The following is a 26260-nucleotide window of genomic DNA, read 5'->3' on the forward strand; positions in this document are numbered from 1 at the left end:
GCCATCGTATCCATGGGGCGACAGGTCGAAGGGAGAAGCCGTGGGTCAGGAACCGTCCACGTCGTCCTCCTGCTGTCCGCCTTCGGTGAGTTGCTGCTCCAGCCTCTCGCCTTCGCCTGGGGCGAACTGCCCGAGGATGCGCTGCAAGTCGTCCATGGACGCGAACTCGACGACGAGCTTGCCCTTCTTCTGGCCGAGGTCCACCTTCACCCGAGTCTCGAGACGGTCGGAGAGCCTGCCGGCGAGGTTGTCGAGTGCGGGGGAGACCCTCGCCCCGGCCCTGGGGCCCTTCGACTTCGCCGTCTTCTTCGGCTTGCCCCCCATCAACGTGACGATCTCCTCGACCGCACGTACCGAGAGCCCCTCGGCGACGATGCGATGCGCCAGGCGGTCCTGCTCCTCGCCGTCCTCCACGGAGAGCAGTGCGCGGGCATGCCCGGCAGAGAGCACACCCGCAGCGACACGACGCTGGACCGACGGCGAGAGACGCAGCAACCTGAGCGTGTTGGAGACCTGGGGACGGGAGCGGCCGATCCGGTCCGCCAACTGGTCGTGCGTGCAGTCGAAGTCCTTCAGCAACTGATCGTAGGCGGCTGCCTCTTCGAGCGGGTTGAGCTGAGCCCGGTGGAGGTTCTCCAGGAGAGCATCGAGCAGCAGCTTCTCGTCACCCGTGGCGCGCACGATCGCGGGGATACGCTCCAGGCCGGCTTCCCGGCATGCACGCCAGCGGCGCTCACCCATGATCAGCTCGTACCGATCAGGGCCCAACTGCCGTACGACGACGGGCTGGAGGAGGCCGACCTCCTTGATGGAGACGACGAGTTCGGCGAGGGCATCCTCGTCGAAGACCTCCCGCGGTTGGCGGGGGTTGGGGGTGACGGCGTCGAGCGGCACCTCGGCGAAGTGTGCCCCCGGCACCTCCTCGGTCGCGGTCGCCTCGGCAGGCTCCGCCTCGACGGTTTCACGTGGAACGCTCTCGGACGGTGCTGCGTCGGGCAGCGCCGTCACCTTCGCCGCGGCGACCCCGCGCGCGCTGCGCTCCGGGCTGAGTACCGCCGCCCCTGAACCGCCCTCTCCGGACGCCTCGTTCTCCTCCGAGGCTGGAGCGGCCGGGATCAACGCACCAAGACCCCGGCCAAGTCCCCTACGACGATCACTCACTGGGTGCCCTCCGCGCTTGCACTCTGCTGCCCTTGCTGCGACTGCACGCTGGGATCGCGCAGCGCAATCTCCCGCGCCGCCTCCAGGTAGGAGAGCGAACCGCTGGAGCCTGGATCGTAGGTCAACACCGTCTGGCCGTAACTCGGAGCCTCCGAGATCCGCACCGAGCGCGGGATGTTGGTCCGCAGCACCTCCTCGCCGAAGTGCCCGCGCACCTCCTCGGCCACCTGCGAGGCGAGCCGGGTCCGGCCGTCGTACATCGTCAGGATGATCGTCGAGATGTGGAGGTGCGGGTTGAGGTGGCCCTTCACCAAGTCGACGTTGCGCAGGAGTTGGCCCAGGCCCTCCAGCGCGTAGTACTCGCACTGGATCGGGATGAGCACCTCGGCGCCGGCGACAAGCGCATTGACCGTGAGCAGCCCGAGCGAGGGCGGGCAGTCGATGAGGACGTAGTCGAGGGGCTGCTCGTACGCGTCGAAGGCACGCTGGAGTCGGCTCTCCCTCGCGACCAGCGAGACCAACTCGATCTCCGCACCGGCGAGATCGATGGTGGCCGGAGCGCAGAAGAGCCCCTCCACGTCGGGTACGGGTTGCACCACGTCGGAGAGTGGCTTGCTCTCCACCAGGACGTCATAGACGGAGGGGACTTCGGAGTGGTGGTCGACGCCGAGCGCCGTCGACGCGTTGCCCTGGGGATCGAGGTCGACTACCAGAACGCGAGCGCCGTGGAGCGCAAGTGAGGCCGCGAGGTTGACCGTTGTGGTGGTCTTGCCTACACCGCCCTTCTGATTGGCGACGACCATGACGCGCGTCCGCTCCGGCCTGGGGAGCGATTCCCCCGTACGGTTCATCGCCTCCACGGCCTGCTGGGCGGCGCGTCCGATAGGGGTGTCGTCCATGGGCGGTGGCGTCTCCCGCCCCGCGTCGCCGCGGGTCCCGAGGCCCGCACCCACGCTGTTGTCCCCGGGCTCTGACCGGGGACCGGGGACCGGATCGGCCATCGGTCCCGCGATATTTGCGTCGGACCGCAACGGTTCACTCTCCTCGACTCCAGGCTCTTTCTGAGCAGAGCCTGCCATGCCTTCTGTCCCACGAACCAGCGAGCCCCGGTCAGTTGTGGACGAATGGGAACCGGAGCGTGGCTCGTGATCGGTCCGGCCGCGCGAACCTGCTGCTGCGCGGCCCCTGCTGATGATTCCTTGCAAGAGTGAGCGGCGTTTCACGTGAAACACGATGCACGCGCTCTACGACCGTACCTCTGCGACACTCCGTCAACCGCACCGCATGGGGCTGTTATGGAGTAAGGCGACGCCATCGGCACAAAAAAGAAGCGGGAAACGGGACCGCAACATCCCGTTCCCCGCACGCTCGAAGAGCGGCCCCTACCGTGCACTCAACGACGGCGTCGCCCCCCGCGGCTGCGTCCCGAGCGCGCCGCCTTGGCCGCCTTGGCACGCTTCGCGGCGAACCGCACACCACCGGGGCTTTCCCCGACACCGACGCGCACGATCGTCGCCGGTGGGTCCACCAGCCCCTCGCCCGCATGCTCGACGGAGCTCTCCACGACGTTCAACTTGTGCAGTGCGTCCCTGGCGCCGCGCAGCTCGTCCTCCGCCGTGTCCCCCTTCAGGGCGAGCATCTCTCCGTAGGGCCGCAGGAGAGGAACCCCCCAGCCCGCAAGACGATCGAGGGGCGCCACCGCTCGCGCCGTGACGACGTGCACCGGCCGCAGCACCCCGAGCACCTCCTCGGCACGACCGCGAACGACGGTGACGTGGTCGAGCCCGAGGAGTTCGACGACCTCCTGGAGGAAGGTCGTACGCCGCAACAACGGTTCGAGCAGGGTGATCTGAAGGTCCGGCCGGACCAGCGCGAGCGGGATGCCGGGGAGGCCGGCCCCGGAGCCGACATCGCACACCGAGACGCCCTCGGGGACGAGGTCGGAGAGGACGACGCAGTTGAGCAGGTGCCGCTCCCAGAGCCTTGGCACCTCCCGCGGGCCGATGAGTCCGCGGCGGACACCGGCGTCGGCGAGCACCTCGCCGTACCTGACGACGTCCGGGAGCCGGTCGCCGAACGCGCGCTCGGCAGCCTCGGGCGCGGGCGGCAATTCCGCCTCGGGGCCCTCTTCCGGTACACCGCCCCCGGAGAGGTCAGTCCTCGCGCCCGGGCTCACGGCAGCACGACCACACAGCGCTGCGGCTCCTCGCCCTCGGACTCGCTCCGCAGTCCCTCGGCCTTCACGGCATCGTGGACGACCTTGCGCTCGAAGGGAGTCATCGGCGGAAGCTTCACCGACTCGCCGCTGCTGCGTGCGTCCTGCACCGCCTTCGACCCCAGTTCGGTGAGCTGCTCGCGCTTCTTGGCGCGGTAGCCCCCGACGTCGAGCATGAGGCGACTGCGGTCGCCCGTTTCACGGTGCACGGCGAGACGGGTCAGCTCCTGGAGCGCCTCCAGTACCTCGCCGTCCCGTCCGACGAGCTTCTGCACGTCCCGCCCGGAGCCCTCGCTGACGATCGAGACGGCCGCACGGTCGCCCTCGACATCCATGTCGATGTCACCGTCGAGGTCGGCGATGTCCAGCAGGCCCTCCAGGTAATCCGCTGCGATCTCGCCCTCCTGCTCCAGGCGGGTCAGAGCGTCGGCGCTCTCAGACGCAGTCGTGTCCGTCACGGCATGGACTCCTTCGTGCTCACTTCTTCGACGGGTGCTTGGGACGCTGCGAGCCGCCCTTGCCCTGCGGGCCACCGGACTTCTTCTGTCCGGACTTGCTCTGACCGCCCTTGCCTTGCTGGCCGCCCTTGCTCTGGCCGCCTGACTTCTGGGCGTCGGTCTTCTGGCCTTCGGCCTTCCCGGCGTCGTCGGCGGTTTCCGCCTTCGCCGCCGTGTCCGGCTCGGCCTCGCCCGCCTTCTTCGGCTGGGCGGTACCCGAGGTGCGCTGCGACTTCGTCTGCCGCTTCGGCTGCTGCCGCTTCGCACGGGCCTGCTCGGCGGCCTCGCGGGCCTTGACCTCGGTCGGGTCCTCCTTGATCTTGCCCTTGGCGCGCAGCTTCTCCTGGCGCTGCTTGAAGGCGAGCGAGCCCGGCGTCGGGTTGCGCTTGATGACGTACATCTGCTGGCCGAGCGTCCAGACGTTGGTGGTGAGCCAGTAGACGAGGACGCCGACGGGGAAGTTGATACCGAAGACGGCGAACATGAGGGGGAAGACGTACATCAGCAGCTTCTGCTGCTGCATGAACGGCGTCTTCACCGTCAGGTCGACGTTCTTGGTCATGAGCTGGCGCTGAGTGTAGAACTGCGACGCCGACATCAGGATGATCATGATGACGGTGACGATGCGCACGTCCGTGAGAGAGGCACCGAGCTCGGCGAGCTTGTCGGCGCCGTCCATGAACTTCGCCGCGATCGGGGCGCCGAAGATCTGCGCGTTACGGGCGCTGTCCACCTGCTCGGCGTTGAGCACGCCCACCGGGCTGTTTCGGGCGATGTGGTTGAGCACCTGGAAGAGCGCGATGAAGAACGGCGACTGCGCCAGGATCGGCAGGCAGCTGGAGAGCGGGTTGGTGCCCGTCTCCTTGTAGAGCTTCATCATCTCTTCGGACTGCCGCTGCTTGTCGCTCTTGTAGCGCTCCTGGATCGCCTTCATCTTCGGCTGGAGCGCCTGCATGTTCCGAGTCGACTTGATCTGCTTGACGAAGAGCGGGATCAGACAGATACGGATCAGGACGACGAGGAAGAAGATCGACAGGCCCCAGGCCCAGCCGCTGTCCTCGTCGAAGATCATGCTGAAGAACGTGTGGAACTGGACGATGATCCAGGAGACAGCGGTATAGAGAGGGCTCAGGATCGTGTCGAACACGAGTCAGGCTCCTTGGGCATTGGACTGGGTCCGGTGCTGCTGCCAGCGGTAGCGGAGACGCTGGTGCCATACCGGGTGCTTCCGGGCGGGGACATGGTCGACGCCTCCGGGCGACCACGGATTGCAGCGCAGGATGCGCCAGGCCGTCAGGACGGTGCCCTTGACGGCGCCGTGCCGCTCGATGGCTGTGTAGCCGTAGTGCGAGCACGACGGGTAGTACCGGCACACCGGCCCGAGCAACGGACTGATGGTCCACTGGTACAGCTTGATCAACAACAGCAGCGGGTACTTCATCGCCGGGACCCTCCAAGCAGCCGCTGCAGTGCGGCGTCCAGATCACGCACCAACTGGTCGTGACCGGCCTCGCCGGCACCTGACAGCGCCCGTACGACAACCAGGCTACCCGGGGGCAGCCGGTCGAGGCGCTGGCGTATCAGATGCCGAAGACGGCGCTTGACACGGTTCCGTACGACGGAGTTGCCGACGGCTTTGCTTACGACGAAACCCGCACGCGCCGGGGGAAGCTCTCCCCCCGCTCCGTGCGGGTCCTCTGCGCGGCGCAGATGGACGACGAGCGACGGGCGGCCGGCCCGTCGCCCTCGTCGTACCGCGGCTGAGAAGTCCTCGCGCCGCCTCAGCCGGTTCTCGGTTGGCAGCACGTCATGGACCTGTGGTCAGTCTGCTCAGGCCGACAGGCGTGCGCGGCCCTTGCTGCGGCGGTTCGCGACGATCGCGCGGCCGGCGCGGGTCCGCATGCGCAGCCGGAAGCCGTGGGTCTTCGCGCGGCGGCGGTTGTTCGGCTGGAAGGTGCGCTTGCTCACTCGGGGGCTCCAGAGATGCTCCGTGTCCCGCTCTTCGCGGAACGATGGGTGGGGCGTCGACCGGCTGTCACCGTGCGCCCACGAGTAGCTCGCAACGCCCGAGTGTGCACCGCTTCTCGCTCCTCCAGTGAACCGCGGTCGGAAGGGAACCGTGCGGGCCACCTGGCGATCTTGCCCATCGGAGGCAGGCGGCAGCAGCCGTCGACGACTCGACCTGGTCACGGTACGCGGGCCCGCGTCATCCGGTCAAACCGCTCCCCAACGGCCTTCTCGGTACTGCACTCGTGCACAGCCTGTGGACAACGACTTGAACGGGGGACCGCGCCCTGTCTACCGTGGCTGAACTTCCCTTCCTTCCCGACCGTCCCCAGAACCACACATTCACGGAATCTGGTCCGCGGGGTTCTGTCGGTCTCCCCGGATGATCGCACCAGCGAATGAGAGAGCGTGCCCGTGGCTGACCTCCCCGCCGACCTCGCCGCGGTCTGGCCACGCGTGCTGGAACAGCTCCTCTCCGAGGAGCAGGGCGTCGAGCCGAAGGATCAGCGCTGGCTGCGCGACTGCCAGCCCCTCGTGCTCGTCTCCGGCACCGCACTGCTCGGCGTGCCCAACGAGTACGCGAAAGGGGTGCTGGAGCGGCGGCTGTCGCCCGTGATCAGCGAGGCGCTCAGCCGCGAGTGCCAGCAGCAGGTCCGCCTCGCGATCACCGTCACGGGTCCCGTCACCGACGCGGTACTGCCCGCCTCCGAGCCCGCGCGCCCGGAGGCGCCCCAGGGCCAGCCGCCGGCCCCGCACGCACACCAGCCGCCGCAGGGCCAACAACCGGGCCGGCAGGAGGCGTTCGACTACGAGCAGTACGACGCCGGGCGCCGCGACGGGTACCCCGCCGAGCCGCAGGGACCGGCCGAGGGCGCCGGGTACGAGTACGACGCGTACGAGCCCGGGCGCGAGGTGCCGGCGCCGCGCAACCCGTACCAGGAGTACCCGCGTCCGCAGCACCGCGAGCCCGGGCCGCACCCTTGGCAGCCGCGGGACCCGTACGCGGGCCAGCAGCCGGTGTACGAGCAGTACGAGCAGCGGTACGACCAACACCCGCCCCGCGGTTACGAGGAGCGCCCGCCCGCCGGGTACGAGCGGTACGAGCAGCCGCACCCCCCTCGGCCGCGGCAGCCGTACGAGCAGTACGAGCAGCCGCACCGCTCCCCGGTGCCGCCGCAGGGGCAGCCGCCGGCGCCGCCGTACGAGGGCCCTTCCCAACTCCCGGCTCCCAGCGGCGCTCCCGGGCCGCTCGCGGCGCAGCCGGCGCCGGCGACCGGTCCCGGCGAGCCGACCGCGCGGCTCAACCCGAAGTACCTCTTCGACACGTTCGTCATCGGGGCCTCCAACCGGTTCGCGCACGCGGCGGCCGTCGCGGTCGCCGAGGCGCCGGCGAAGGCGTACAACCCGCTCTTCATCTACGGGGAGTCGGGCCTGGGCAAGACCCACCTGCTGCATGCGATCGGCCACTACGCGCGCAGCCTCTACCCGGGGACGCGGGTGCGGTACGTCAGCTCGGAGGAGTTCACCAACGAGTTCATCAACTCGATCCGGGACGGCAAGGCGGACACCTTCCGCAAGCGGTACCGGGACATGGACATCCTGCTCGTCGACGACGTCCAGTTCCTTGCGGACAAGGAGTCGACGCAGGAGGAGTTCTTCCACACCTTCAACACCCTCCACAACGCCAACAAGCAGATCGTCCTCTCCAGCGACCGGCCGCCGAAAGCGCTGGAGACGCTGGAGGACCGGCTCCGCAACCGGTTCGAGTGGGGACTGATCACGGACGTCCAGCCGCCCGAGTTGGAGACGCGGATCGCGATCCTCCGGAAGAAGGCCGTCCAGGAGCAGCTCAACGCCCCGCCCGAGGTGCTGGAGTTCATCGCCTCGCGGATCTCGCGGAACATCCGCGAGTTGGAGGGGGCGTTGATCCGCGTCACGGCGTTCGCGAGCCTCAACAGGCAGCCGGTGGACCTCGGGCTCACGGAGATCGTGCTCAAGGACCTGATCCCGGGAGGGGAGGACGCCACCCCGGAGATCACCGCCTCCGCGATCATGGCGGCGACGGCGGACTACTTCGGGCTCACCGTCGACGACCTCTGCGGCTCCTCGCGCAGCCGCGTCCTCGTCACCGCCCGGCAGATCGCCATGTACCTCTGCCGGGAGCTGACGGACCTCTCCCTGCCCAAGATCGGTGGGCAGTTCGGCGGCCGGGACCACACGACGGTCATGCACGCCGACCGGAAGATCAGGGCGCTCATGGCGGAGCGGCGCTCGATCTACAACCAGGTGACGGAGCTCACCAACCGCATCAAGAACGGCTGAAGCCCGGCGGTCGGCGCCGCCCGGCCGTCTGCCTCCTTCCTGCCCCCGTACGTCTGCCGCGTACGGGGGCAGTCGTCTGTCCGGACTTCTCCGGGCGGCGCCTCGGTACGGCCCCAGGGGTCGGGGCTGTGCGCAACTCCGAGTCCGGCGCCGGCTGTTCGAATCGATCCGCGCGGAGGGCTGTGGTCCACAGGAAACGAGGCGAGCCGGGGTCCACACCCTGGGGAGCGCGTAGGTTGTCCAGAACGTGTCCACAAGAGGCCCCGCTGGGACGAGGTCTGCGGAGGTCATGACCCTGGGGATTTGTGTGCGGCCGCCCTCCACAGCTTGTGGAGGACAACTGCCGCTACCGTGGCCGGAGTCGGCTGTCCACCGGTCGCCCACAAGACAGGGCGGGTTGTCCCCAGCTTCTCCACAGCCCTGTCCACTGTTCGGCAACTCAACTCGCCTTATCACCGGTGCGAGTGAAAGCCGTCACATCGAGGGCGGGGGTTGCCTTGTGGGAAAGCCGGGTAACTCTGTGGGCGGTGCTGTGGGCAACTGGCCGTTGCCTGTGTACGAGTTGCGCAGGACGCTGCTCGCTCCACAGGAACCCCCGTGTCGTCCACCGGTCCGTGCACAGCCGCGGTGGACAAAATTTCCGGCCTGACCTGCGGAGACGGGCTTATCCACGGTTTCCACAAGCCCTACTACTACGACGACACTTAGAGAGCCCGAGATCCGTTTAACCGTGGGGGCTGTGCACAACTCGCTGCCTGCGGCCCGACGGTCGCTTCTGGCACTCTGCTGGAAGTTGACGGACTCGGGCTCCGGTTGTCAGTCGCGTACGTCAGACTGGACCCCGGTAACAAGCTGAGACGCGGCCCCAGGGCGCCAAGGGCAGGACAGAGCCAGGGGACCGCGTCGGCGACAGCAGGAGGCGGCTGAAGGTGAAGATCCGGGTAGAGCGCGACGTCCTCGCGGAGGCGGTGGCCTGGGCTGCCAAGAGTCTCCCGGCCCGTCCGCCGGTGCCGGTCCTCGCGGGCCTGCTGCTGAAGACGGAGGACGGCACCCTGAGCCTCTCCGGCTTCGACTACGAGGTCTCCGCACGGGTCTCGGTCGAGGCCGAGGTCGAGGAGGAGGGCACCGTCCTGGTCTCCGGGCGGCTGCTCGCCGACATCTGCCGAGCCCTCCCCAACCGCCCGGTGGAGATCTCCACAGACGGTGTACGCGCGACGGTCGTCTGCGGCTCGTCGCGGTTCACGCTCCACACCCTGCCGGTCGAGGAGTACCCGGCGCTGCCGGAGATGCCGACGGCCACCGGCACCGTCCAGGGCGAGGTGTTCGCCGCCGCCGTCCAGCAGGTGGCCATCGCGGCCGGGCGGGACGACACCCTGCCCGTGCTCACCGGGGTCCGGATCGAGATCGAGGGGGACACGGTCACCCTCGCCTCCACCGACCGCTACCGCTTCGCCGTGCGTGAGTTCCTCTGGAAGCCGGAGGAGTCCGAGACCTCGGCCGTCGCGCTCGTCCCCGCGAAGACCCTGCTCGACACCGCCAAGTCGCTCAGCAGCGGCGACAACGTCACGCTGGCGCTCTCCGGTTCGGGCTCCGGCGAGGGGCTCATCGGCTTCGAGGGCGCGGGACGGCGCACCACCACCCGCCTGTTGGAGGGGGACCTCCCGAAGTACCGCACGCTCTTCCCCACCGAGTTCAACTCGGTCGCGGTGATCGAGACGGCGCCGTTCGTCGAGGCGGTCAAGCGCGTCGCCCTCGTCGCCGAGCGGAACACTCCGGTGCGACTCAGCTTCGAGCAGGGGGTGCTGACGCTGGAGGCCGGCTCCAGCGACGACGCACAGGCTGTGGAGCGCGTCGACGCCGATCTGGAGGGGGACGACATCTCGATCGCCTTCAATCCCGGCTTCCTGCTGGAAGGGCTGAGCGCGATCGACTCCCCCGTCGCGCAGTTGGCGTTCACCACCTCCACGAAGCCGGCGCTCCTCAGTGGCAGGGCCGACAAGGAGGCCGAGGCGGACGACGCCTACAAGTACCTGATCATGCCTGTGCGCCTCTCCGGGTAAGCGCGGCCCTCGCCTCTGCGCCCTCCGGCACGGTGCCGGAGGGCGAGGTGTGTCACACCCCGGCCCAGCACGGCGGCTCCTGGCGCGAGGGTGCGTCTTCACCGTACGAACGCATGCGTGCGTCCCGGTTAGGCTCGTATTCAAGTACGAAAGGCGACGGCTCGCGACTCCTCGATACGCAGCGGCGCCGCGACTCCACGCACAAAGGGGCACTGATGGACCTCGGCCTGATCGGTCTCGGCAAGATGGGCGGCAACATGCGCGAGCGCATCCGCCGCGCCGGCCACAAGGTCGTCGGCTACGACCGCGACCCGGAACTCGCCGACGTCCACAGCCTGCAGGAACTTGTGGAAACGCTGGGGGACGGCCCGCGCGTCGTGTGGTCGATGGTCCCGGCCGGCGTCGCGACGCAGTCGACCGTCGACGAGCTCTCCCGGCTCCTCTCGCCCGGCGATGTCGTCGTCGACGGCGGCAACTCCCGCTGGAGCGAGGACGAGAAGCATGCGGCGGAGCTCGCCGAGCACGGCATCGGCTTCGTCGACTGCGGTGTCTCCGGCGGCGTCTGGGGCCTGGAGAACGGCTATGCGCTGATGTACGGCGGCGACGCCGAGCACGTGGCAGCCGTCCAGCCGATCTTCGACGCGCTCAAGCCCGAAGGCGAGTTCGGCTCCGTGCACGCGGGCCGTGTGGGCGCAGGTCACTTCGCGAAGATGGTCCACAACGGTATCGAGTACGCGATGATGCAGGCCTTCGCCGAGGGGTGGGAGCTGCTGGAGGCGGCGGAGCCGGTCACCGACGTGCGCGAGGTCTTCCGCTCGTGGCAGGAGGGCACCGTGATCCGCTCCTGGCTCCTCGACCTCGCGGTCAACGCACTCGACGGCGACGAGCACTTGGAGAAACTCCGCGGCTACGCCGCCGACTCGGGCGAGGGCCGCTGGACCGTCGAGGCAGCCCTCGACAACAGCGTTCCGCTGCCGGCGATCACCGCTTCGCTCTTTGCGCGATTCAGCTCGCGGCAGGACGACTCGCCGCAGATGAAGATGATCGCCGCACTGCGCAACCAGTTCGGCGGCCACGCGGTCGAGAACACCGGCGGCGCCGCCAAGTAGCCTTCGTCGGCGGGCGTTCACCCGGCAGTCGCCGGGCGGCCCGTCCCGCAAGGGCGTCGGGCAGAGCGAGGCAACGAAAGGTCGGCAGCGTGCACGTGACCCATCTCTCGCTCGCCGACTTCCGCTCCCACCACGCCGTCGACGTCGAACTCGCCCCCGGCGTCACCGCGTTCGTCGGCCCGAACGGCCAGGGGAAGACCAACCTCGTCGAGGCGGTGGGCTACCTCGCGACCCTCGGCAGCCACCGCGTCGCGAGCGATGCGCCGCTGGTGCGCAGTGGTGCGCAGCGCGCCGTCGTCCGCGCCCTGGTGCGCCAGGGCGAGCGCCAGCAGCAGGTCGAGTTGGAGATCAATCCCGGCAAGGCCAACCGCGCCCGGATCAACCGCTCTTCACAGGTGCGCCCCCGCGACGCGCTCGGCATCCTGCGCACCGTCCTCTTCGCACCCGAGGACCTCTCCCTCGTCAAGGGCGACCCGGGCGAGCGCCGCCGCTTCCTCGACGAGCTGGTCACGGCCCGCTCCCCCCGCATCGCAGGCGTCCGCGCCGACTACGAGCGCGTCCTGAAGCAGCGGAACAGCCTGCTGAAGTCCGCGGCGATGGCGCGGCGGCACGGCGGCAAGGGCGCCGACCTCTCCACGCTCGACGTCTGGGACCAGCACGTGGCGCGCAACGGCGCGGAGTTGCTCGCGCAGCGGAGGGAACTGATCGCCGACCTCTCCCCGCTCGTGGCGAAGGCGTACGAGGGCCTCGCACCCGGTGGCGGCCCCGTCGGCCTCGAATACCGGGGATCGGTCTCGGGCGGCAGCAGGCAGGAGCTGTACGACGGCCTGCTCGCCGCCCTCGCCGAGGCGCGCAAGCAGGAGGTGGAGCGCGGCGTCACGCTCGTCGGTCCGCACCGCGACGATCTGCTGCTCGCGCTCGGCGAGTTGCCGGCGAAGGGCTACGCGAGCCACGGCGAGTCCTGGTCGTTCGCGCTGGCACTGCGACTCGCCTCGTACGAGCTGCTCAAGAGCGAGGGGAACGAGCCGGTGCTCGTCCTCGACGACGTCTTCGCCGAGCTCGACACCAAGCGCAGGACGCGCCTCGCCGAACTCGTCGCCGGCGGCGAGCAGGTGCTGGTGACGGCCGCAGTGGAGGAGGACGTACCCGAGGTGCTCGACGGGCGGAGGTTCCGGGTGTCGGGCGACGGGGTGGAGCGGTGGTGAACCGTGGCCCGGGCGTCCCCGACTTCCGTGCGGTGCGCGGTGGTTCGGCGTCGTGCGTGCGGCGGGGTGCGCTCGTAGGGTGTGCCGTCCGGTGCGGACTCGTCGGCGGGAGGTGGACCGCGTGAGCTTCGAGGAGGAGGCGGTGCCCGACGGCGGACGTGCGCCGGAACCGGAGGGCCGGGCCGTCCCGGAGCCGTCCGGCGTCGATCTTGCCAGGGTGGCGCTGCGTGCCGCGAAGGAGCGTGCGCGTGAACGGGGCGCGGAGGCGCAGCAGAAGAAGCAGGCGCGAAGGGGCGGCGGCTTGCGCTCCGGCGCGCGCCGCGACGGGCGCGACCCCCTGCCCCTCGGTACGGCGGTGCAGCGCCTCGTCACCGAGCGCGGTTGGGAGACCCCGACCGCGGTCGGCGGCGTCATGGGGCGGTGGCCGCAGATCGTCGGCGCCGACATCGCGCAGCACTGCGAGCCGCAGCACTTCGACGAGGCGGAACGTGTCCTCGGCGTCCGCTGCGACTCCACGGCGTGGGCGACCCAACTGCGGTTGCTCGCCCCGAGGTTGGTGGCCCGGCTCAACGAGGACCTCGGCCACGGCACCGTGCGCGCCCTGCGCGTACGCGGGCCCGAGGCGCCCCGGCGCAGCCCCGGCCCGCTGCGCGCCCCGGGAAGCAAGGGCCCCGGTGACACCTACGGGTGAGCCCTGCCCGCGTCGCCAACTCGGCGCGACCGTAGAGGAGTACGGGACGGGGTTTCCGCAACACTACGCGTGCGTACGGATGCACTGCGTGAGGAAAGAGTGACGCCGCTCACATCGCACGGGCGTTGACGGAACGAAACCGGCTCGAAGCTCTGAGCGCCCGTGTGAGCCTCTCCGCCCCCCGGTCCGCATATGGGGAGTCGGCACAAGGCAGTTGAGGGCGGCACATGCAGGCTCAGGTACCGGCAAACCCCCATTCACATCGTCGGCACCGGTACACTGGAGGGCAGCCGCCCCGTTGCGGAACATGTCGAACGACGCAGCCGCTCCGCCTTGTCCTGGTGACTCTCCTGGAGACGGCCTGTGCTGTGCCAGAAAGGGCGCTTCGTGGCCGATTCCGGCGATCTCAACGAAACAGAACAGAACCCGTCCGAGGGTGCCGAGGCGCCCCCGCAGCCGACCGAGCCGGTGCCTCCCGTCGACCGCGAGCACCCCGAGTCGTCGTACGACGCAAGCGCGATCACGGTTCTGGAGGGCCTGGAGGCCGTCCGGAAGCGGCCGGGCATGTACATCGGGTCGACCGGTGAGCGTGGCCTTCATCACCTCGTACAAGAGGTCGTCGACAACTCCGTCGACGAGGCTCTCGCCGGCCATGCGACCAAGATCGACGTGACGCTCCTCGCGGACGGCGGCGTCCGCGTCATCGACGACGGCCGCGGTATCCCCGTCGGCATCATCCCGTCGGAGAACAAGCCGGCCGTCGAGGTCGTGCTCACCGTCCTGCACGCGGGCGGCAAGTTCGGCGGCGGCGGGTACGCCGTCTCCGGCGGTCTGCACGGTGTCGGCGTCTCCGTGGTGAACGCCCTGTCGCAGCGGCTGGCCGTCGAGGTCAGAAGCGAGGGCTACCGCTGGACGCAGGACTACAAGCTCGGGACGCCGACGGCTCCGCTCCAGCGGAACGAGGAGACCGAGAGCACGGGCACCTGCGTCTCGTTCTGGGCTGACCCGGACATCTTCGACACCACGGACTACTCCTTCGAGACGCTCGCGCGCCGGTTCCAGGAGATGGCCTTCCTCAACCGGGGGTTGACCATCACCCTCACCGACGAGCGCGAGGAGCGCGTCGACGAGGAGGGCAATCAGCTCTCGGTGACCTACCACTACGAGGGCGGCATCTCGGACTTCGTCCGCTACCTCAACTCCCGCAAGGGCGAGCTCGTCCACCCGTCGGTGATCGACTTCGAGGCCGAGGACCCGGAGCGGCTGCTCTCGGTCGAGGTCGCGATGCAGTGGAACAACCAGTTCAGCGAGGGCGTCTACTCCTTCGCCAACACCATCCACACGCACGAGGGCGGCACCCACGAGGAGGGCTTCAGAGCGGCGCTCACCGGGCTGATCAACCGGTACGCGCGCGACAAGAAGCTGCTCCGCGAGAAGGACGACAACCTCACGGGCGAGGACATCCGCGAGGGGCTCACCGCGATCGTCTCGGTGAAGCTCGGGGAGCCGCAGTTCGAGGGTCAGACCAAGACCAAGCTCGGCAACACCGAGGCGAAGACCTTCGTGCAGAAGGTGGTCTACGAGAACTTCGCCGACTGGCTCGACCGCAACCCCAACGAGGCGTCGGACATCATCCGCAAGGGCATCCAGGCCGCGACGGCCCGGGTCGCCGCGCGCAAGGCGCGTGATCTCACGCGCCGCAAGGGGTTGTTGGAGACGGCCTCGCTCCCCGGCAAGCTGTCGGACTGCCAGTCCAACGACCCCGCGAAGTGCGAGATCTTCATCGTCGAGGGCGACTCGGCGGGCGGCTCGGCGAAGTCCGGGCGCGACCCCGAGTACCAGGCGATCCTCCCGATCCGCGGCAAGATCCTGAATGTGGAGAAGGCCAGGATCGACAAGGTCCTCCAGAACGCCGAAGTCCAGGCGCTGATCTCCGCGTTCGGCACCGGTATCCACGAGGACTTCGACATCGAGAGGCTCCGATACCACAAGATCATCTTGATGGCCGACGCCGACGTCGACGGCCAGCACATCAACACCCTGCTGTTGACGCTGTTGTTCCGCTTCATGCGCCCGCTCGTCGAGGCCGGCCACGTCTTCCTGTCGCAGCCGCCGCTGTACAAGATCAAGTGGTCCAGGGACGAGTACCAGTACGCCTACTCCGACCGCGAGCGCGACAGCCTGATCTCGCTCGGCCGCGAGCAGGGCAAGCGGATCAGGGACGACTCGGTCCAGCGGTTCAAGGGTCTCGGCGAGATGAACGCCGAGGAGCTCCGCGTCACGACGATGGACCTCGAGCACCGCGTCCTGCGCCAGGTCACGCTCGACGACGCCGCTGCCGCCGACGACCTCTTCTCCATCCTCATGGGCGAGGACGTGGAGGCACGGCGCTCGTTCATCCAACGCAACGCCAAGGACGTCCGGTTCCTCGACATCTGACGTCGGCCCGAACGATGCGACGTACACAGCAGAAGGACTTGATCTGAGCAATGGCCGACGAGACCCCCACACCCCCTGAGGACAACCCAGAGACCGCGCCGACCGACGTCGTCGTCGACGCCGAGGCGGGAGCCCGCGTCGATCCGGTGAGCCTCGAGACCGAGATGCAGCGCTCGTACCTCGACTACGCGATGAGCGTGATCGTGAGCCGTGCGCTCCCGGACATCCGCGACGGCCTCAAGCCGGTGCACCGCCGTGTGCTCTACGCGATGTACGACGGCGGCTACCGCCCCGAGAAGGGGTTCTACAAGTGCGCCCGCGTCGTCGGCGACGTCATGGGCAACTACCACCCGCACGGCGACTCCTCGATCTACGACGCACTCGTGCGGCTCGCGCAGCCCTGGTCGATGCGGATGCCGCTGGTCGACTCCAACGGCAACTTCGGTTCGCCCGGCAACGACCCGGCGGCCGCGATGCGGTACACCGAGTGCAAGATGGCCCCGCTCGCCATGGAGATGCTGCGGGACATCGACGAGGACACCGTCGACTACCAGGACAACTACGACGGCCGCAGCCTGGAGCCGACCGTCCTGCCCTCGCGGTTCCCCAACCTTCTCGTCAACGGCTCGGCGGGCATCGCCGTCGGCATGGCGACGAACATCCCGCCGCACAACCTCCGCGAGGTCGCCGCCGGCGCGCAGTGGTTCCTCGACCACCCGGAGGCGAGCAACGAGGAGCTCCTCGACGCGCTGATCGAGCGCATCAAGGGCCCCGACTTCCCGACGGGCGCGCTCGTCGTCGGCCGCAGCGGGATCGAGGAGGCGTACCGCACCGGGCGCGGGTCGATCACCATGCGCGCCGTGGTGGAGGTCGAGGAGTTCCAAGGGCGCCAGTGCCTCGTCGTCACCGAGCTCCCCTACCAGGTCAACCCGGACAACCTCGCGTTGAAGATCGCCGACCTGGTGAAGGACGGGCGGGTCGGCGGCATCGCGGACGTCCGCGACGAGACGAGCTCGCGGACGGGTCAGCGCCTGGTGATCGTGCTGAAGCGGGACGCCGTCGCCAAGGTGGTCCTCAACAACCTTTACAAGCACACCGATCTGCAGACCAACTTCGGCGCCAACATGCTCGCGCTCGTCGAGGGCGTTCCGCGGACGCTCTCGCTCGACGCCTTCATCCGGCACTGGGTGAGCCACCAGATCGACGTCGTCGTCCGCCGCACGCGCTACCGCCTGCGGAAGGCCGAGGAGCGGGCGCACATCCTGCGCGGCCTCCTCAAGGCGCTCGACGCGATCGACGAGGTGATCGCGCTGATCCGCCGCAGCGACACGGTGGACGTCGCACGCGAAGGCCTGATGGGTTTGCTGGCGATCGACGAGATCCAGGCGAACGCGATCCTTGAGATGCAGTTGCGCCGCCTCGCCGCGCTGGAGCGTCAGAAGATCACTTCGGAGCACGACGACCTCCAGGCGAAGATCGACGAGTACAACGCGATCCTCGCCTCGCCGGCGAAGCAGCGCGAGATCATCGGCGCAGAGCTCACCGCGGTCGTCGACAAGTACGGCGACGACCGGCGCACCCAACTGATCCCATTCGAGGGCGACATGTCCATCGAGGATCTGATCGCCGAGGAGGACATCGTCGTCACGATCACTCGTGGCGGCTATGTGAAGCGGACCAAGACCGACGACTACCGGGGGCAGAAGCGCGGCGGAAAGGGCGTACGCGGAACGAAGTTGAAGGAAGACGACATCGTCAACCACTTCTTCGTCTCCACCACGCACCATTGGCTCCTCTTCTTCACCAACAAGGGGCGCGTCTACCGGGCCAAGGCGTACGAACTCCCGGACGCCGGCCGCGAGGCCCGCGGCCAGCACGTCGCCAACCTGCTCGCCTTCCAGCCCGACGAGGAGATCGCGCAGGTCCTCGCCATCCGGGACTACGAAGCGGTGCCGTACCTGGTCCTGGCCACCAAGTCGGGCCTGGTGAAGAAGACTCCGCTCAAGGACTACGACTCACCGCGCTCGGGCGGCGTCATCGCGATCAACCTCCGACAGATGGAGGACGGTCGCGACGACGAGCTGATCGGCGCCGAACTCGTCTCGTCCGACGACGATCTGCTGCTGGTGAGCAGGAAGGCGCAGTCGATCAGGTTCACCGCAACCGACGACTCGCTCCGGCCGATGGGCAGGGCGACTTCCGGCGTAAAGGGGATGAGTTTCCGCGAGGGAGACGAACTCCTCTCGATGAACGTCGTCCGGGCGGGTACGTTCGTCTTCACCGCCACCGACGGCGGTTACGCCAAGCGCACCGACGTGGACGACTACCGCGTTCAGGGGCGCGGTGGGCTCGGCATCAAGGCCGCGAAGATCGTGGAGGATCGGGGGTCGCTCGTGGGGGCGCTGGTGGTGGAGGAGACGGACGAGATCCTCGCCATCACGCTCGGCGGCGGCGTGATCCGTACGCGGGTCGACGAGGTCAGGGAAACCGGCCGTGACACCATGGGCGTCCAACTGATCAACCTGGGCAAGAAGGATGCGGTCGTAGGGGTTGCACGCAACGCCGAGGCCGGTCGCGAAGCCGAGGAAGTGGAGGCGGCCGGGTCCGGGGAGGAGCCGCAGTCGCCGAGCGAGGACGAATAGGAGCAGGGCGTGAGTGGTGCTCAGCCTCAGCCGCAGGCCCAGCCTCAGCCCCCACCGCACCACCCGCCGCGGGCGTACCCCGCGCCGCCGGCCGGTGCGCCGCCCGTCGAGGGGCAGCACACCGGCGGCGGTCAGTCCGTCGGAGCCCAGGGCGGCGCCCCCGGCGCCCAACCGCCGCAGCACGAGCAAGGCGGGCAGTCCGGCGGTCAGTCCGGCACCCAGGGCGTGCGCCGTCCGCGTACGGGCGCGCGGACGGTGCCGCGGACGCGCAAGGCCCGGCTGCGGGTGGCGAAGGCCGACCCGTGGTCGGTGATGAAGGTCAGCTTCCTGCTCTCGATCGCGCTCGGCGTCTGCACCGTCGTCGCCGTCGCGGTGCTGTGGATGGTGATGGACGCGATGGGCGTCTTCTCCACCCTCGGGGGCACGATCAGCCAGGCCACGGGTTCTGAGGGGAGCAGCGGCTTCGACCTGGAGTCCTTCCTCTCGCTGCCGCGGGTGCTCCTCTTCACCTCGCTGATCGCCGTCATCGACGTCGTCCTCGCCACGGCGCTGGCGACGCTGGGGGCGTTTATCTACAACCTCTCGGCCGGCTTCGTCGGCGGTGTCGAGCTGACGCTCGCCGAGGACGAGTAGTCCCCGCGTCCCGCCTGGTGGCGGGGTGCGGGAGCCGCAGCGGAAGCGATTTGGGGCTCAGGCGCGAGTGCGCTAATCTTTCCGTGCGGCAAGGGGCTATAGCTCAGATGGTTAGAGCGCATCCCTGATAAGGATGAGGCCACAGGTTCAAGTCCTGTTAGCCCCACCAGCGCGAGAAGGCCCAGCCGGGATCGGCTGGGCCTTCTCGCATCCACGGCTGACATCTGCCGTACGAGCACGGGCAGCAGCCCGGCTGCCTGCTCCACCCCGCGCTTGCAGTTGGTCCCGGTCCGCGTGACGGGCTGATCGGCGAGCCCGACCGCTGACCCGCAGGCCAGGAAGTGCCGGGTCGCTTCTCCGACCAAGGACTCCGCGGCTGTTCACCGTCGCGGCGATGAGTTCTTCCGGTCTCGGTGGTCTACCTTTCACCGACCACACAGGAGGAGCTACATGACCCAGCTATTGAGGGTTCAGAACTTCACCGTCTCGAGCGACGGATTCGGTGCCGGAGAACATCAGAGCCTGGAACGGCCGTTCGGCCACGCCGATCCAGCGGTCCTGATGGCCTGGGCCTTCGCCACGGCGAGCTTCCCCAACCGCACCGACCCCGGCGGCACCCGCGGCCTCGACGACTACTTCACGCGGGACTTCACCCACAACATCGGGGCCGAGATCATGGGCCGCAACAAGTTCGGTCCTCAGCGCGGGCCCTGGCAGGACCACGAATGGCAGGGCTGGTGGGGGGAGGAACCGCCGTTCCACACCCCGGTGTTCGTCATGACGCACTACACGCGCCCGTCGTTCACGCTCTCCGACACCACGTTCCACTTCGTCGACGGCGAACCCGCCGCGGCCCTCGCACAGGCCAGGGAGGCGGCGGAGGGCAAGGACGTCCGACTCGGCGGAGGGGCGACCACCGTCCGGGAGTTCCTCGACGCGGACCTCGTCGACACCCTGCATGTGGCGGTCTCGCCGGTGAAGCTCGGGTCCGGGGTGAAGCTCTGGGACTCCCCCGACGAGTTGCGCGACCGTTTCCACCTCGACGTCGTGCCCAGCCCGAGCGGCGTGACGCACTACCTGTTCTGGCGCAAGTGACACAAGCCGTTCCTGGCGGCAGCCGCCGGGGAGAGCGCGCCGCTCGACGTCGGCCGCGGTGAACGCGGCGGTTGAGCGCTCCTGCTGGCCGACCAACGGCCGGTGACGCGCGGCTGCTTTAGCGGGGTCGGCCGCTCGGGGCGACCTCCGGACAAGGGCCGGGCCGCAGGTTCAAAGTCCTGTGCGCCTGCGCAGTCGCAGAGACCCCGACCGGCAGGTCGGGGCGTCCGTCGTATGCGGCTGGGGTACGTTCGGGCGGCTTGTGCGGTTCCCGTGAGGAGTGCGCGATTTCCGGCACTGCCGACCGCCCCTGCCGAGAACCTGTTTGGGTATCATCGGGCGGCAGTCAGGTCCCAACGTCTAGGAATGACGAGGTAGCGCGGTGAAGAAGCTTTTCCTGGTCGCACTGGCCGCGATCGGTGGCCTCCTCGTATACAGGCAGATCCAGGCGGATCGCGCCGAGCAGGATCTGTGGACGGAGGCGACCGACTCCGTGTCCGCAGGTTCCGGCGTGTGACGCTGCGAGGCTTCCGGCAGAGCCCCGACCGCTCAGCGGTCGGGGCTCTCTCATGTCCGGGTCCGGGGCGGAAGGAGCTCAACTCACCTGCTTCCGGGGCCTGTTGCAGTACCGTGACGCGCTCCCCTCTTGAAGTGTGCTACTGCAAAGTCTTACGGTCCTTACGCAGTGCAGGACGAGTCGTGAGTGCAGGGGGAGACGACGATGGACCGGTTGGGCAGACGCGCGTCGGGGGCCGTACTCGGCGCCCTTCTCGTGGTGGGGGCGGCCGCGGGGCCGGGGATGGCGCAGACGGCCCCGCGCGGGGGCGCGGTAGCCGCGCCGAACGTCGCGGACGAAAAGGCGAGTTCACTCGTGATGGTGCTCGACTCCTCGGGGTCGATGGACGACGACGACGGCTCCGGACAGAGCCGCATCACCTCGGCGCGGAAAGCGGTCGGCACCGTCGTCGACGCGCTCCCCGACGGACACCCCACCGGGCTGCGCCTCTACGGCGCCGACCGCAACAAGGGGTGCACCGACACCCGCCTCGCCGAACCCGTCGCACCGCTCGACAGGGACGGCATGAAGAAGGCGGTCGCCAAGGTCCGCCCGAAGGGCGACACCCCCATCGGGCTTTCGCTCCGCAAAGCCGCCCAGGACCTCCCCGAGACGCCCTCCGGCACGATCGGAAAGCGCACCGTCCTGCTGATCTCCGACGGTGAGGACAACTGCAACGAGCCGCCGCCGTGCGAAGCCGCGGAGGAGCTCGCCGAGAAGGGCGTCGACCTGCGGGTCGACGTCATCGGCTTCCAGGTCGGCGGAACGGCGCGGGAGCAGTTGAGCTGCGTCGCGGAGAAGGGCGAGGGCAGCTACTACGACGCCCCCGACGCCGACGCGCTCGCCCGCCAGCTTCAACGCGCGGCCCGCACCTCGGCCGACGCCTACCAGCTCGACGGGAAGCGCCTCACCGGCGGCCTCGACCGCGGCAAGGCGGCCCAACTCGACGCCGGCAGCGGCCAGTACGTCGACACCATCGGGCCACGCGAGACCCGCTGGTACCGCGTGGAGATGGACGAGAAGTCCACCAATGCGCTCAGCGTCACCGGGGTGCCCAATCCCGGCATGGACATCTCCAGAAGCGACGGCCTGCGGCTCCAGATCTACGGTCCCGGCAAGAAGGCGTACTGCAAGCGCGTCACCGCGACCATGGGCCAGGACGAGGGCGCCGCGCCCCTCGTCGCCGCGGCCCACCGCGTCCCCGACGACGTGCAGACCTCCGGGTCCTGCGACCGCGGCGCCGGCGAGTATCTGGTCTCCGTGGAGCGGCAGGCCGGGGTCCGGGTGGGCGGCGAGGGCCGGGACACCGACTGGCCCATCGAGCTGGCCTACACCGTCGAGGCGCCCCTCGACGACGGCGTGCAGCCGGCGGGCGCCCGAACGGAGCTGGGCGACGCGGCGGGCCCGCAGGCGCGGCTCCCGCAGGCGCAGCCGAAGAAGGTGCAGGGCGGCACCGGCTTCAACGACGCGCGCAAGGTCACCAGCGGCGTCTGGCGCGACACCCTGGTGCCGGCGCAGACCCGTTGGTACCGCGTACCGGCCGGCTGGGGCCAACAGGTGCGCTACGACGTCGAGTTCAGCAACGAACCCACCGTCGACGGCCACAGCAGCGAACGCAGCAGGATCACCACCGACCTGTACTCGCCGAACCGCTTCCCGATCGACAACGACTCGGCGCTCGACGGGAGCGGACGGTACGACGGGCGCCCCGTGCGCCTCTCCGCCGGCACCGTGCCGGTCTCCTGGGCCAACAGGTACGAGAGCAACAAGCAGGTCCGCGCGGTCAACACCGACGGGGAGTACTACCTCGCCGTCACCCTCGGCGCGGACGCCGCGAAGATCGCCGAGAACCCGGAGATCGGCATCGTCCTCCGCCTCGACGTCAAGGGAAAGGCGAAGTCCGGACCTCAACACGAGGCGGCAGCCGACACGTCGCAGGCTGACGGCACCGACTCGGCCTCGGACGAAGGGGGTTGGGGACGCGGCACCGTGGCCGCCGTCACGGGAGGCGCCGGCGCGGTGCTCCTCGGTGGACTCGGCGCCTGGTACCTGCTGGCCCGGAAGCGGACGAGGAGCGTCGGTCCGACGAACGGAGACTTCCGATGAGGAACATACGCACGTGCGCCACCGCTTCCCTCGCGCTCGGCGTCCTCGCGGCGACGGCGGGCCAGGCGACGGCAGACGGGGGCGCTGCGGGGTACGCACTCGACGCGGCAGCAGAGCGCGTCACCGGTGCGAAGACCAGCGGGGACGGCCCGGCAGTCACGCCCGGCACCTATCGGGACGCCATCGAGCGCAACGAGCAGAAGTACTACACCGTCAACCTCGACGGCACCTCGCACGCCTACCTTTCCGTGACGGCGGCCCCGAAGCCGGGGCAGAAGATCAAGAAGCTGGAGGACGGGTTGGAGCTCCAGCTCACCACCGTCGACGGCGATCGGTGCGGTTCCGTGCTCCCCACGAAGGTCAACTTCACCGGCGACGGCACGACGCACCCGCTCACCGGCACCGTCAGCCGCATCATCGGCGAGGACGACAAGTGCCAGCAGCGCGGCCCGTACCTCCTCTCCGTCGGGCGCAAGAGCAGCGCCCTGTCGGACCCGGGCGCGTGGCCGCTGGAGCTGCGCTACATGTCCGAGCCGGGCATCAAGGGCGATCCGCCCTCCGGAGCCGACCCCACGGACGCCGAGGAGAGCCCTGCCCCCGACGTCACGGGCGAGCCGCGGAAAGCCCGCGGCGGACTGGGGTTCGGCGCGGCGCGCAGCCTCGGCGACGGCGTGTGGAAGGACCGGCTGAAGCCCGCCGAGACGCGCTACTACCGCGTGCCCGTCGACTGGGGCCAACGGCTCAACGTCAGCGTGGAGTTGGGGAACGCCGACGCCGGCGCCGACGCCGAAAAGCGGCTCCCCAGTACCGTCTTCGACGCGTTCGGCGTGCAGCTCTACAACCCGGCGCGGATGCGCATGGGGGACTCCGTCTGGGAGCCGTACCGCGGCGAGTCGGCCGCGATCCAGCGGCAGACGGCGAACGTCACCTACGCCAACCGCTTCGACGACGATGCGAAGGGCGCCCAGGTCGCCGGGTGGCACTACGTCGCCGTCACGGCGTCGCCCGAGCTGGAGGAGTACTTCGACGGCACCTCCGCGCCCGTGACCCTGCGCATGGAAGTCAAGGGGAAGCAGGCTCAGGCGCCCTCCTACCGGGAGGACCTGAGCGAGGCGGGGTTCGGTGTCGACGACTCGGACCGCGAGCAGGCGGCCAAGGGCCAGACGGCGGCGCAGGCCGAGGAGTCGGCCGACCGGTCGCTGCTCGGCTACGCGGGCATCGGCGTCGGAACCGCACTGCTCGCGGGGCTCGGGGCCTGGGTGCTGATCGCCCGTAGGCGCGCGGCAGCGGGGAACCGGAGCGCCGGGCCTTCGTACGGGTACGGGCCCAACGGCCCCTATCCGCCCCGGAGTTAGCCGCTCAGCTCGTCGCCAGCGCCCAGGCGCCCACGGCGAGGCAGACGAGCGCGGCGAGGAGCACCGGGATCGCGACCTTCGGGGGCGGTCCCGGGCGTCGTTCGCCGGCGGTGGCGACGGGCGGCCCTGCGGTCGGGAACGCGGCCTGTACGTAGGGCTGTTGCGGCAGTACAGGGGCGCCGACCGGCGCGGCGTGGGAAGGCGGTGTGGGCGGGTGCGGTGGCGGTGAGGGTGTCGACTGGCCCTGAGGTGCGGCGAGTTGCTGCTCGGCCTGGCTGTTCGGCGGGGCGAGGCGGAAGCTGCCCGTCTGCGACGGGTCCTGCACGTCGGCGGGGCGGGGGCCCTGTGCGTCGAAACCCTCGGGAAGCTGGGGGAGTTGGTCGAAGACCTCGATCTCCTCCTGGTCCGGCGCGGTCTCCGGCGGAAGGAGTTCGGGGACGCCGGCGAGTGCCTTGCGGACGCCGGTGGCGGAGCGGAAGCGGCTGCGCGGGTCCGGGTGGAGCAGGTGGCCGAGGACCTGCCAGAGCGGCTCGGGAACGCCCTGCGGTGCGGGTGGGACGCCGTGCGTGTACTGCTCCGTCAGCGCCTGCGCGTCGGGCTTGGCGCCGGTGAGGAGGTAGAGGCCGACGAGGCCGACGGCGTAGAGGTCGGCGGTGAAGTCGGGCTCTGCGCCGAGGAGTTGCTCGGGCGCGAAGTAGCCGGGGGTGCCGAGCACGAACTGCGTCTCGGTGAGGCGGGGCTCGCCCTTGCGCATCGCGATGCCGAAGTCGGAGAGGCGCAGGTGCGGGCGGCCCTTCCCGGTCGGCTCCAGCAGGATGTTCGCCGGCTTGATGTCGCGGTGCACGACGTCCTCGGCGTGGACGGCGTCGAGTCCGGCGAGGAGCTGGTCGAGGAGGGTGCAGACGTACCGTGGCGGCAACGGACCGTAGTCGGCGAGGAGATGGGCGAGTGAGCCGCCGCCGACCAGGTCCATCGTGAAGAGGACCTGGTCGTCGTCGGCGGCCCAGCTCGTCGGCGCGAGCACGTGCGGGTGGTCGATGCGGAGGGCCTGCTCGCGGACGAACCGCAGCAGCGTGCCCGCGTCGCTCTGCATCAGCACCTTGGCTGCGACGTACCGGCGGCGCCTGTGGTCCCACGTCCGCCACACGGCGCCGGCTCCGCCCCGGCCGATCGGATCCACCAGCTCGTACCGTCCGGCGAAGATCTCACCCATCGTTCTGCTGCCCGCTCCCCTGTCTCGATGCTGCGGTGGCCCTCCGGCTGCCGGGCTCGCCGGGCGCCCTGCGGCGCTCCGGGTTCGTACGGTGCCGAAGGGGGCGCCGGCGGCTCAGCTCTGGTGGGACTCGTAGTGCTTGACGGCGTCGGCGGTGCGGCCCGCGCCGTAGACCCGGAGGAACTCTGCCAGCTCGGGGTGCGTGGGCGCGAGTGCTGCGGAGGCGTCGAGGATGTCGGCGGCGTCGGAGACGGAGCGCAGCAGCGCCTGGATCTCGCGGACGACGCGCTTCACAGGGGTCTGCGAGGCGCCCGAAGAGGCCGTCTGCGCCGTGTGGTTGAGGACGCTGCCGCCCGCGGTGCGGCGGATCTCGTCCATCCGCCGTGTGGCGTCCGCCGCGGAGACCTCGCCCTGCGAGACCTCGGCCGCGAGGCCCTGGAGGGCCTGCACCCGCTGGACGACCGCCGGGTTTCCGATCTTTGCTCGCTGCCCGCTCATCAGCTGCGAAAGCATCGGTGCGGAGAGTCCGAGGACGGTGGCGAGACGTGCCTGGTTGAGCCCGAGGTCGTCGATGAGCCTGCGGAAGAGAGTCCCCAACGGCTCCCCGTACCACTGGCTTTGAAGCTCCCGCGCCTTTGCGGTGGCTTCCTGCTGCGCTGCGTCCATCACGGCTCCCCTGGACTCCCCTACGTCACTTCGCTGACGCGAACTTGCGTGGCATCCTACGGAGCACGAAAGGGCCGCGGCGATACCCGGTCGGAATTCGTTCCCGGGACCGGGTAAGGTTGCCGTCACGGGGCCTTAGCTCAGTTGGTAGAGCGCTGTCTTTGCATGGCAGATGTCAGGGGTTCGACTCCCCTAGGCTCCACAGACCTCCTAGGCGCAGGTCAGAAGCGGAGAAGCGGCACCCCGAAGCGATCTTCGGGGTGCCGCTTCCGTGATCAGAGTCCACAT

Annotated in this window: 22 protein-coding genes and 2 tRNA genes; 14 read left to right on the forward strand and 10 right to left on the reverse strand. The window is 69.5% G+C overall.

Annotation, left to right across the window (positions count from 1 at the left end):
- Positions 1 to 45: 45 nt before the first annotated feature.
- The 8 genes from F603_RS0121995 to rpmH all read right to left on the reverse strand — a co-directional run bounded on the left by F603_RS0121995 (position 46) and on the right by rpmH (position 5841).
- On the reverse strand, positions 46 to 1161 hold the full coding sequence (locus tag F603_RS0121995) for a ParB/RepB/Spo0J family partition protein (protein WP_026328627.1): 1116 nt from the start codon (positions 1159 to 1161) through the stop codon (positions 46 to 48).
- Positions 1158 to 2240, reverse strand: coding sequence for a ParA family protein (locus F603_RS0122000; protein ID WP_078503721.1), 1083 nt, complete (start codon positions 2238 to 2240; stop codon positions 1158 to 1160). Before F603_RS0122000 ends, F603_RS0121995 begins: the two co-directional genes overlap by 4 nt.
- A gap of 314 nt (positions 2241 to 2554) precedes the next feature.
- Positions 2555 to 3337, reverse strand: coding sequence for a 16S rRNA (guanine(527)-N(7))-methyltransferase RsmG (gene rsmG / locus F603_RS0122005; RefSeq protein WP_019548115.1), 783 nt, complete (start codon positions 3335 to 3337; stop codon positions 2555 to 2557).
- The gene (locus F603_RS0122010; protein WP_019548116.1) at positions 3334 to 3834 is read right to left on the reverse strand and encodes a Jag family protein; all 501 of its coding nucleotides are present in this window, start codon (positions 3832 to 3834) and stop codon (positions 3334 to 3336) included. Before F603_RS0122010 ends, rsmG begins: the two co-directional genes overlap by 4 nt.
- 19 nt (positions 3835 to 3853) lie before the next feature.
- Positions 3854 to 5020: a membrane protein insertase YidC gene (gene yidC / locus F603_RS0122015; protein ID WP_019548117.1), complete on the reverse strand. Its 1167-nt coding sequence runs from the start codon at positions 5018 to 5020 to the stop codon at positions 3854 to 3856.
- A 3-nt stretch (positions 5021 to 5023) separates the two neighbouring features.
- Positions 5024 to 5314, reverse strand: coding sequence for a membrane protein insertion efficiency factor YidD (gene yidD, locus F603_RS0122020; protein ID WP_019548118.1), 291 nt, complete (start codon positions 5312 to 5314; stop codon positions 5024 to 5026).
- Positions 5311 to 5679, reverse strand: a complete 369-nt coding sequence (gene rnpA / locus F603_RS34250) for a ribonuclease P protein component (RefSeq protein WP_078503722.1) — start codon at positions 5677 to 5679, stop codon at positions 5311 to 5313. The genes yidD and rnpA overlap by 4 nt, the downstream gene beginning before the upstream one ends.
- Before the next feature lie 24 nt (positions 5680 to 5703).
- A complete protein-coding gene (gene rpmH / locus F603_RS0122030; protein WP_016906158.1) occupies positions 5704 to 5841 on the reverse strand; it encodes a 50S ribosomal protein L34 in 138 nt (45 codons plus the stop codon).
- 453 nt (positions 5842 to 6294) lie between these two features.
- Here rpmH and dnaA point away from each other — a divergent pair, with 453 nt between their 5' ends.
- The 13 genes from dnaA (at position 6295) to F603_RS0122095 (ending at position 24093) form a co-directional block, all read left to right on the forward strand.
- The gene (gene dnaA / locus F603_RS0122035) at positions 6295 to 8202 is read left to right on the forward strand and encodes a chromosomal replication initiator protein DnaA (protein WP_019548120.1); all 1908 of its coding nucleotides are present in this window, start codon (positions 6295 to 6297) and stop codon (positions 8200 to 8202) included.
- A 929-nt stretch (positions 8203 to 9131) separates the two neighbouring features.
- The gene (gene dnaN / locus F603_RS0122040; RefSeq protein ID WP_019548121.1) at positions 9132 to 10262 is read left to right on the forward strand and encodes a DNA polymerase III subunit beta; all 1131 of its coding nucleotides are present in this window, start codon (positions 9132 to 9134) and stop codon (positions 10260 to 10262) included.
- A gap of 215 nt (positions 10263 to 10477) precedes the next feature.
- On the forward strand, positions 10478 to 11371 hold the full coding sequence (gnd, locus tag F603_RS0122045) for a phosphogluconate dehydrogenase (NAD(+)-dependent, decarboxylating) (RefSeq protein WP_026328628.1): 894 nt from the start codon (positions 10478 to 10480) through the stop codon (positions 11369 to 11371).
- An 89-nt stretch (positions 11372 to 11460) separates the two neighbouring features.
- A complete protein-coding gene (recF, locus tag F603_RS0122050; RefSeq protein WP_019548123.1) occupies positions 11461 to 12576 on the forward strand; it encodes a DNA replication/repair protein RecF in 1116 nt (371 codons plus the stop codon).
- Between the two features lie 121 nt (positions 12577 to 12697).
- On the forward strand, positions 12698 to 13267 hold the full coding sequence (locus F603_RS0122055; RefSeq protein ID WP_019548124.1) for a DciA family protein: 570 nt from the start codon (positions 12698 to 12700) through the stop codon (positions 13265 to 13267).
- A 363-nt stretch (positions 13268 to 13630) separates the two neighbouring features.
- Entirely contained in the window at positions 13631 to 15706 is a 2076-nt protein-coding gene (gene gyrB / locus F603_RS0122060) for a DNA topoisomerase (ATP-hydrolyzing) subunit B (RefSeq protein WP_019548125.1), read from the forward strand.
- Positions 15707 to 15756: 50 nt separating this feature from the next.
- On the forward strand, positions 15757 to 18348 hold the full coding sequence (gene gyrA, locus F603_RS0122065; RefSeq protein ID WP_019548126.1) for a DNA gyrase subunit A: 2592 nt from the start codon (positions 15757 to 15759) through the stop codon (positions 18346 to 18348).
- Positions 18349 to 18357: 9 nt separating this feature from the next.
- A complete protein-coding gene (locus F603_RS0122070) occupies positions 18358 to 18981 on the forward strand; it encodes a DUF3566 domain-containing protein (RefSeq protein WP_019548127.1) in 624 nt (207 codons plus the stop codon).
- 92 nt (positions 18982 to 19073) lie between these two features.
- Positions 19074 to 19150: transfer RNA gene (locus F603_RS0122075), tRNA-Ile, on the forward strand.
- A 281-nt stretch (positions 19151 to 19431) separates the two neighbouring features.
- Positions 19432 to 20076, forward strand: a complete 645-nt coding sequence (locus F603_RS0122080; RefSeq protein WP_026328630.1) for a dihydrofolate reductase family protein — start codon at positions 19432 to 19434, stop codon at positions 20074 to 20076.
- Positions 20077 to 20458: 382 nt separating this feature from the next.
- The gene (locus F603_RS35600; protein ID WP_016906168.1) at positions 20459 to 20593 is read left to right on the forward strand and encodes a DLW-39 family protein; all 135 of its coding nucleotides are present in this window, start codon (positions 20459 to 20461) and stop codon (positions 20591 to 20593) included.
- Positions 20594 to 20797: 204 nt separating this feature from the next.
- A complete protein-coding gene (locus tag F603_RS0122090) occupies positions 20798 to 22738 on the forward strand; it encodes a vWA domain-containing protein (protein WP_019548129.1) in 1941 nt (646 codons plus the stop codon).
- Positions 22735 to 24093: a hypothetical protein gene (locus F603_RS0122095; protein ID WP_019548130.1), complete on the forward strand. Its 1359-nt coding sequence runs from the start codon at positions 22735 to 22737 to the stop codon at positions 24091 to 24093. Before F603_RS0122090 ends, F603_RS0122095 begins: the two co-directional genes overlap by 4 nt.
- A gap of 4 nt (positions 24094 to 24097) precedes the next feature.
- On the opposite strand, the gene F603_RS0122100 is transcribed toward F603_RS0122095, so the two are convergent.
- Together F603_RS0122100 and F603_RS0122105 are read right to left on the reverse strand one after the other, a co-directional pair.
- Complete coding sequence (locus F603_RS0122100) at positions 24098 to 25306, reverse strand: serine/threonine-protein kinase (RefSeq protein WP_019548131.1); 1209 nt, start codon at positions 25304 to 25306, stop codon at positions 24098 to 24100.
- Positions 25307 to 25420: 114 nt separating this feature from the next.
- Entirely contained in the window at positions 25421 to 25972 is a 552-nt protein-coding gene (locus F603_RS0122105; protein ID WP_019548132.1) for a helix-turn-helix domain-containing protein, read from the reverse strand.
- 129 nt (positions 25973 to 26101) lie between these two features.
- Between F603_RS0122105 and F603_RS0122110 the strand changes: the two genes are divergently transcribed.
- Positions 26102 to 26174 (forward strand) — tRNA-Ala (locus F603_RS0122110).
- Positions 26175 to 26260: the final 86 nt, after the last annotated feature.

Source organism: Streptomyces sulphureus DSM 40104 (assembly GCF_000381025.1).
In the GTDB taxonomy this organism is placed as follows: domain Bacteria; phylum Actinomycetota; class Actinomycetes; order Streptomycetales; family Streptomycetaceae; genus Streptomyces; species Streptomyces sulphureus.

Coding starts and splice junctions, on each gene's coding strand:
- F603_RS0122100 (WP_019548131.1), bottom strand. CDS start 25,306: ATGGGTGAGATCTTCGCCGGACGGTACGAGCTGGTGGATCCGATCGGC.
- F603_RS0122105 (WP_019548132.1), bottom strand. CDS start 25,972: ATGGACGCAGCGCAGCAGGAAGCCACCGCAAAGGCGCGGGAGCTTCAA.
- F603_RS0122080 (WP_026328630.1), top strand. CDS start 19,432: ATGACCCAGCTATTGAGGGTTCAGAACTTCACCGTCTCGAGCGACGGA.
- F603_RS0122090 (WP_019548129.1), top strand. CDS start 20,798: ATGGACCGGTTGGGCAGACGCGCGTCGGGGGCCGTACTCGGCGCCCTT.
- gnd (WP_026328628.1), top strand. CDS start 10,478: ATGGACCTCGGCCTGATCGGTCTCGGCAAGATGGGCGGCAACATGCGC.
- yidD (WP_019548118.1), bottom strand. CDS start 5,314: ATGAAGTACCCGCTGCTGTTGTTGATCAAGCTGTACCAGTGGACCATC.
- gyrA (WP_019548126.1), top strand. CDS start 15,757: ATGGCCGACGAGACCCCCACACCCCCTGAGGACAACCCAGAGACCGCG.
- F603_RS0122000 (WP_078503721.1), bottom strand. CDS start 2,240: ATGGCAGGCTCTGCTCAGAAAGAGCCTGGAGTCGAGGAGAGTGAACCG.
- F603_RS0122095 (WP_019548130.1), top strand. CDS start 22,735: ATGAGGAACATACGCACGTGCGCCACCGCTTCCCTCGCGCTCGGCGTC.